This window comes from Streptococcus sp. HMSC073F11, assembly GCF_001810785.1.
GTDB lineage: Bacteria > Bacillota > Bacilli > Lactobacillales > Streptococcaceae > Streptococcus.
The window spans coordinates 724,184-731,585 of sequence record NZ_KV802690.1; the positions used below are offsets into that span (position 1 = coordinate 724,184).

General features: G+C 41.2%; 7 protein-coding genes. 5 read left to right on the forward strand and 2 right to left on the reverse strand.

Annotated elements, in window-relative coordinates:
• Positions 1-37 precede the first annotated feature (37 nt).
• Both pcrA and HMPREF2764_RS05175 read right to left on the reverse strand, forming a co-directional pair.
• Positions 38-2,329: a DNA helicase PcrA gene (pcrA, locus tag HMPREF2764_RS05170; RefSeq protein ID WP_070527727.1), complete on the reverse strand. Its 2,292-nt coding sequence runs from the start codon at positions 2,327-2,329 to the stop codon at positions 38-40.
• Between the two features lie 161 nt (positions 2,330-2,490).
• Positions 2,491-4,161: a formate--tetrahydrofolate ligase gene (locus HMPREF2764_RS05175; RefSeq protein ID WP_049551216.1), complete on the reverse strand. Its 1,671-nt coding sequence runs from the start codon at positions 4,159-4,161 to the stop codon at positions 2,491-2,493.
• A 225-nt stretch (positions 4,162-4,386) separates the two neighbouring features.
• On the opposite strand from HMPREF2764_RS05175, the gene coaB reads away from it, so the two are divergent.
• The 5 genes from coaB to HMPREF2764_RS05200 form a co-directional block, all read left to right on the forward strand.
• Positions 4,387-5,076, forward strand: coding sequence for a phosphopantothenate--cysteine ligase (gene coaB / locus HMPREF2764_RS05180; protein WP_049551217.1), 690 nt, complete (start codon positions 4,387-4,389; stop codon positions 5,074-5,076).
• A gap of 11 nt (positions 5,077-5,087) precedes the next feature.
• Positions 5,088-5,639 (forward strand): phosphopantothenoylcysteine decarboxylase, encoded by a 552-nt coding sequence (gene coaC, locus HMPREF2764_RS05185; protein ID WP_000940142.1) that lies wholly within the window; start codon positions 5,088-5,090, stop codon positions 5,637-5,639.
• Positions 5,623-6,186 (forward strand): ECF transporter S component, encoded by a 564-nt coding sequence (locus HMPREF2764_RS05190; protein ID WP_000747412.1) that lies wholly within the window; start codon positions 5,623-5,625, stop codon positions 6,184-6,186. Before coaC ends, HMPREF2764_RS05190 begins: the two co-directional genes overlap by 17 nt.
• Positions 6,187-6,362: 176 nt before the next feature.
• Positions 6,363-6,890, forward strand: a complete 528-nt coding sequence (locus tag HMPREF2764_RS05195; protein WP_001097395.1) for an ECF transporter S component — start codon at positions 6,363-6,365, stop codon at positions 6,888-6,890.
• Between the two features lie 11 nt (positions 6,891-6,901).
• Positions 6,902-7,402 (forward strand): transcription repressor NadR (locus HMPREF2764_RS05200; protein ID WP_070527729.1); only part of this gene is annotated, 501 nt, incomplete at its 3' end.

Sequence of the window (7,402 nt, forward strand, 5' to 3'; positions counted from 1 at the left end):
TCCTCCTCACTTTATTATTCGTGAGAAGGATGAAAAATTAGATTTTTTTCTCAATTGGGGCCACACTGGCCAAAAGTTTTTTCAAACCAACTTCTGGGAAATTGATTTTTAATTCCTGCGTAGCACCGCTACCTGAAACTTCCAGAACAGTTCCCTCTCCCCATTTCTTGTGGAGGGCAATGTCACCAATGGACCAATTTGTTTCGCTAGACGCTGATTTTGCACCAGCTGTAAATTGACCAAATGGGAGACCGCTTGACTGGATAGTTTTTGGGGCCGCACTGCGTTTACGGTCTTGAAGAGCCTGGGCCAAACTCATACCTTGACCGAAGGCAAGGCCACCACTACTATATGATGCTTTAAAGCTTGTATTTGCTGGACGAGCCAGACCTTGATACTCAAGCAAGTCTGAACTGATTTCGTTAATAAATCGAGTAGGACGGTTGTAGTTGGTACGACCAAAAAGCAGGCGTGAGTTGGCATTTGTCAGATAGAGGATTTTCTCTGCACGCGTAATTCCTACATAGGCCAGACGGCGCTCTTCTTCTAGTTCATCTTGATCTTCAGCAGCACGACTAAGTGGAAAGACATTTTCTTCCATCCCAATCAAAAAGACAACTGGAAACTCGAGACCTTTGGCAGCATGCAGGGTCATTAGAGTAACTTCTGATGTCTCCTGACTACCTGAATCTGTGTCCGCAATCAAGGCCAGGTCATTTAAGAAACGACTTAGTTTGTCCAAACCAGTTTCTTCTTCTGGTCCATCAGAGGTGTCATCAAAGTTTTTCGTCACAGAAAGGAACTCTTCAATATTTTCAACCCTAGCCTTGCTTTCTAAAGTCGCTTGAGCATTTAGAATATCGACGTAACCTGTTTTTTCTAGGACGGCCTCAACCAACTCTGTAATATTTAATTGATCTAGCTGCTCTCGTAAATCTAGAATCATATTGGCAAAATCCCAGATAGACTGGGCTGCTTTACCCTTGATACCAGATAACATGATGTTTGCTGAAGTATCCAGCATAGACATATCTTGCATATTCGCAAAATCACGGATTTTCTCAACAGTGCCTGGGCCAATTCCTCGTTTAGGTTCGTTGATAATACGTTCAAAACTGATATTATCACTCAAATTAGCAATGAGGTTGAGATAAGCAATAATATCGCGGATTTCCTTACGACTGTAGAACTTAGTTCCTCCAACCATGGTATATGGGATATTGGACTTAAGAAGGGCTTCCTCAATAGTACGAGACTGCGCATTAGTACGATAGAGAACTGCAAAATCCTTGTGAAGGAAGTTTTGACTGCGACTAAGTTCATCGATGGTTCTAGCTACAAATACAGCCTCATCCAACTCATCATTGGCACGATAGTAAACGATTTGTTCCCCATCAGCATTTTGAGTCCAGAGATTCTTAGGACGGCGATTTTTATTATTTTTAATGACCTCGTTGGCCGCTTGCAGAATGGTTTTAGTTGAACGGTAATTCTCCTCCAACAAAACAACCTTGGCTTGGGGATAATCCTTTTCGAAGTCCAAGATATTCTGCATATCAGCACCACGCCAGCCATAGATAGACTGATCCGCATCCCCAACCACACAGATGTTTTTAAAGCGCGAAGCCAAGAGTTTGACTAATTGATACTGGGCATGGTTGGTATCTTGGTACTCATCAACATGGATGTACTGAAACTTCTGTTGATAGTAGGTCAAGACATCAGGATTCTGATCAAAGAGACGCAAGGTCAGCATAATCAAATCATCAAAGTCAACCGACTCCGACTGACGCAATTCTTTCTGATAGGCTGTATAACACTGAGCCACGATTTGCGTGTACATATCACCAGCTTGAGCAGCATAAGCCACATCATCAATCAAATCATTCTTAGCATTGGAAATGGTTCCTAAGATGCTTCGTTCATTCCATTTTTTCGGATCCAAGTTCAACTGCTTGAGAATGCGTTTCATGAGCGTTCGCTGTTCACCAGGATCTACAATTGTAAAATTGCGGTTGTAGCCAATATGGTCCGCATCGCGACGTAGTATACGAACACACATGGAGTGGAAGGTCGCAATCAGACAGTCCTGAGTGGCTGGATTGAGGCTATAAGCACGCTCCTTCATCTCACGCGCAGCCTTATTAGTAAAGGTAATGGCCAAGATATTCCAAGGATTGACCAGCTTTTCATCAATCAAATAAGCGATACGGTGGGTCAAAACACGAGTCTTTCCAGAACCAGCCCCCGCCATGATTAACAAGGGCCCTTCTGTCGTTTGCACCGCCTCAGCCTGACGGTCATTCATTCCATTTAATAATGCGTTCATCTTCTCTTCCTTACTCTTGAAGTCAATATTTCTATTATATCAGAATTCAAGGAAAATATCTTTACCTAGACTGGTTACGTGTAGAAGGCAACTTCTTATATCTAGATAAAAAATGAGCTTGGATATTATTTCCAAACTCATTTAAAGTCAATTGCAATATACTAGAACAAGCCTAGAACAGTTCCATCGCTTTCAACATCCATGTTGAGAGCTGCTGGACGTTTTGGTAGGCCTGGCATGGTCATGACATCGCCAGTTAAGGCAACGATGAAGCCTGCACCTAATTTTGGCACCAATTCGCGAATGGTAATTTCAAAGTTTTCAGGTGCTCCAAGTGCATTTGGATTGTCTGAGAAGCTATACTGGGTCTTAGCCATACAGATTGGCAATTTGTCCCAACCGTTTTGAACGATTTGAGCGATTTGAGTTTGAGCTTTCTTCTCAAAGTTCACTTTGCTACCACGGTAGATTTCAGTAACAATCTTTTCAATCTTTTCTTGAACAGAAAGGTCATTGTCATACAAACGTTTATAGTTAGATGGGTTTTCAGCGATAGTCTTAACAACTGTTTCGGCAAGTGCTACTCCACCTTCTGCACCATCAGCCCAGACACTAGCCAATTCAACTGGTACATCGATTGAGTCACAAAGTTCTTTCAAGGCTGCAATTTCAGCTTCTGTATCAGATACAAATTCGTTAATCGCAACAACTGCTGGAATACCGAACTTACGGATATTTTCAACGTGGCGTTTCAAGTTAGCAAAACCGGCACGAACCGCCTCCACATTTTCCTCTGTCAAAGCGTCTTTAGCCACACCTCCATTCATCTTAAGAGCACGAAGGGTTGCAACAATAACTACTGCATCTGGAGATGTTGGCAAGTTTGGTGTCTTAATATCAAGGAATTTCTCAGCACCAAGGTCTGCACCAAAACCAGCTTCAGTAACTGTATAATCAGCCAAGTGAAGAGCTGTTGTAGTTGCCAAGACTGAATTACATCCATGAGCAATATTGGCAAATGGACCACCGTGTACAAAGGCAGGTGTACCGTAAATTGTCTGAACCAGGTTCGGCTTAATCGCATCCTTCAAGATCAAAGCTAAAGCACCTTCAATCTGCAAATCACCTACAGAAACAGGTGTACGATCATAGCGATAACCAATAACGATATTCGCCAAACGGCGTTTCAAGTCCTCGATGTCTGTTGCCAAGCAAAGAATTGCCATGATCTCTGAAGCAACTGTAATGTCAAAGCCATCCTCACGTGGAATACCATTTAGAGGGCCACCAAGCCCAACTGTTACATGGCGAAGAGCACGGTCGTTCAAGTCCACAACACGTTTCCAAAGGATACGACGTTGGTCAATTCCCAACTCATTCCCTTGGTGCAAGTGGTTGTCAATCAAGGCAGAAAGCGCATTGTTGGCAGTCGTAATGGCATGCATGTCTCCAGTGAAGTGAAGGTTGATGTCTTCCATTGGCAGAACTTGAGCGTAACCACCACCAGCGGCACCACCCTTGATACCCATTACTGGACCAAGAGATGGTTCGCGAATAGCAATCATGGTTTTCTTGCCAATCTTGTTCAAGGCATCCGCAAGACCAATGGTAATAGTTGATTTTCCTTCACCTGCAGGTGTTGGATTGATGGCAGTAACCAGAATCAATTTTCCAACTGGATTGCTCTCAACTGCACGAATTTTATCAAAGCTGAGCTTAGCCTTGTACTTTCCATACAACTCCAAATCGTCGTAAGAAATACCAAGTTTCTCTACAACATCAACAATTGGCTTCAACTCAATACTCTGTGCGATTTCAATATCTGTTTTCATTCAAAACTCCTCTAACCTCTTATATGATAACTCATTATAACACAAAACAAGATTTTTAACATCCTAAAACTCTCTAAACGTTCGTAAATATCCCTGTTTTTAAGGTTTTTAGAGTCCTTTCTTAAATTTTATATGGCTTTATAGTTTGAAACTATATTCTTTCCTTTTACCAAATTTTTATCACTTTCATTTTACTTACCGTTTATTTTTGTGTACAATAGTGCTATGAAAATTTTAGTTACATCGGGCGGTACCAGTGAAGCTATCGATAGCGTCCGTTCTATCACTAACCATTCTACAGGACGCTTGGGGAAAATCATCACAGAAACCTTGCTTGCTGCAGGGCATGAAGTTTGTTTGATAACAACAAAACGAGCTCTGAAGCCAGAAGCCCATCCCAACCTAAGCATTCGAGAAATTAACAATACCAAGGACCTTCTCCTTGAAATGCAAGAACGTGTCAAGGACTATCAGGTCTTGATTCACTCAATGGCTGTGTCCGATTACACTCCTGTTTATATGACAGGTCTAGAGGAAGTTCAGTCTAGCTCCAATCTAGAAGAATTTTTAAGCAAGCAAAATCATCAAGCTAAGATTTCTTCAACTGATGAGATTCAGGTTTTATTCCTGAAAAAAACACCAAAAATCATCTCTCTAGTCAAGGAGTGGAATCCTGCTATTCATCTGATTGGTTTCAAACTGCTGGTTGATGTCTCTGAGGATTATCTCATCGAGATTGCCAGAAAAAGTCTTATCAAGAACCAAGCAGACTTAATCATTGCAAATGACCTCACTCAAATCTCAGCAAAGCAGCACAGAGCTATCTTTGTTGAGAAAGATCAGCTTCAAACAGTCCAGACTAAAGAAGAAATTGCAAAACTCCTCCTTGAAAAAATTCAAGCCTACCATTCATAGAAAGGAAAGCTATGGCACATATTCTCTTGGCTGTAACGGGCTCAATCGCCTCTTATAAGTCAGCAGATTTAGTCAGTTCGCTTAAAAAACAAGGTCATCAAGTCACTGTCTTAATGACCCAAGCTGCTACAGAGTTTATCCAACCTTTGACACTACAGGTACTCTCACAGAATTCCGTCCACCTGGATGTCATGAATGAACCCTATCCTGATCAGGTTAATCATATTGAACTTGGCAAAAAAGCAGATTTATTTATCGTGGCCCCTGCAACAGCTAACACTATTGCAAAACTAGCTCACGGCTTTGCCGACAACATGGTGACCAGTACGGCTCTAGCCTTGCCAAGTCATATCCCAAAACTCATCGCACCAGCTATGAATACGAAAATGTATGATCATCCGGCAACTCAGGCTAATCTGAAAACATTAGAAAGCTATGACTATCAGCTGATTGCTCCTAAGGAATCCCTACTAGCTTGTGGCGACCATGGACGAGGAGCTTTAGCTGACCTCACAATTATTTTAGAAAGAATAAAGGAAACTCTCGATGAAAAAACGCTCTAATATTGCACCCATTGCTATCTTTTTTGCAACCATGCTCGTGATACACTTTCTGAGCTCACTTATCTTTAACCTTTTTCCATTTCCAATCAAACCGACCATTGTTCATATTCCTGTCATTATTGCCAGCATTATCTACGGTCCACGCGTTGGGGTTACACTTGGATTTTTGATGGGGCTACTTAGCTTGACGGTTAACACGATTACAATTCTACCGACAAGCTACCTCTTCTCCCCTTTTGTACCAAACGGAAACATCTACTCAGCTATCATTGCCATTGTCCCACGTATTTTGATTGGTTTGACTCCGTATCTAGTTTATAAACTGATGAAAAATAAAACTGGTCTTATTTTAGCTGGTGCCCTTGGTTCACTTACCAACACAGTCTTTGTACTTGGTGGAATTTTCTACCTTTTTGGAAATGTTTTTGATGGTAATATCCAAAAACTCCTAGCAACTGTTATCTCAACAAATTCGATTGCCGAATTAGTCATTTCCGCAGTTCTAACCCTAGCTATTGTTCCAAGACTACAAACTTTGAAGAAATAAAAACAATCTCCGCTTTCATACTTGAAGGTGGAGATTTTGTTTGAAGTCGTTTCTTTTTAGTGAAATCTTTACCAACTTTTAACTAAAAAACGACCAATAAACCCAAGTAAATCCTTGCTTTATTGTCTTGTTTGTTGTACTATACTAGTGTATATACAATTAAAAAGGAGATTCTTATGAACACACGGAAAAAGACACAATTTATGACAATGACTGCCCTCTTAACGGCTATTGCAATTTTGATTCCGATTGTGATGCCTTTCAAGATTGTCATTCCACCTGCTTCTTACACTTTGGGGAGCCACATCGCTATTTTTATTGCCATGTTCTTGTCGCCCTTGATGGCAGTTTTTGTCATCCTAGCCTCTAGTTTTGGATTCTTGATGGCTGGCTATCCCATGGTTATCGTTTTTCGAGCTTTTTCCCATATCTTTTTTGGTACTCTAGGAGCTCTTTACTTACAAAAATTCCCCGATACTCTTGATAAACCAAAATCTTCCTGGATTTTCAACTTTGTTTTAGCTATCATTCATGCCCTTGCTGAAGTATTAGCCTGTGTCGTTTTTTACGCCACTTCCGGTACCAATGTAGAAAATATGTTTTATGTTCTATTTGTACTAGTTGGATTTGGCACAATTATCCATAGTATGGTAGACTATACATTGGCACTAGCTGTCTATAAAGTGCTTCGAAAACGCCGTTAAAAGGAAGAACTATGACAAAAGATCGCAAACAAGCCCTTCTCCAACTCTTGAAAGAAGCTCCTAAAGCCCTCAATGGCCAAAGTTTAGCTGAACATTTTCATGTTACACGCCAGGTCATTGTACAGGACATTGCAATTTTAAGAGCCGATGGCGCTCCTATCCTATCCACTAATCGTGGCTACATCTATAAGCAAATTGAAACCAATCCTTATGTTCACAAACTTTTCAAAGTGAAACATGAAGTTGAAGAAATCGGTCAAGAACTCCTTGCTATCGTTGATAATGGTGGACGTGTTCAAAATACCTTGATTGACCATCCCGTTTATGGAGAAATCGAAACCTTGCTGAAACTGTCTTGTCGCAGAGATGTGCAACATTTTCTAGAACAAGTCGAGCATTCAGATTTTAGACCTCTGTCTGAATTGACAGATGGCATCCATTACCACCTAGTCGAAGCTGAAACACAGCAAGACCTCCGCTATATCGAGGAGGCCTTGGATCAGCTAGGTTAT

What these genes read in the sequence shown, in the direction of transcription:
- pcrA (WP_070527727.1), bottom strand. Translation starts at nt 2,329, where the DNA reads ATGAACGCATTATTAAATGGAATGAATGACCGTCAGGCTGAGGCGGTG.
- HMPREF2764_RS05190 (WP_000747412.1), top strand. Translation starts at nt 5,623, where the DNA reads ATGAAAAAACGCTCTAATATTGCACCCATTGCTATCTTTTTTGCAACC.
- HMPREF2764_RS05175 (WP_049551216.1), bottom strand. Translation starts at nt 4,161, where the DNA reads ATGAAAACAGATATTGAAATCGCACAGAGTATTGAGTTGAAGCCAATT.
- coaB (WP_049551217.1), top strand. Translation starts at nt 4,387, where the DNA reads ATGAAAATTTTAGTTACATCGGGCGGTACCAGTGAAGCTATCGATAGC.
- HMPREF2764_RS05195 (WP_001097395.1), top strand. Translation starts at nt 6,363, where the DNA reads ATGAACACACGGAAAAAGACACAATTTATGACAATGACTGCCCTCTTA.
- coaC (WP_000940142.1), top strand. Translation starts at nt 5,088, where the DNA reads ATGGCACATATTCTCTTGGCTGTAACGGGCTCAATCGCCTCTTATAAG.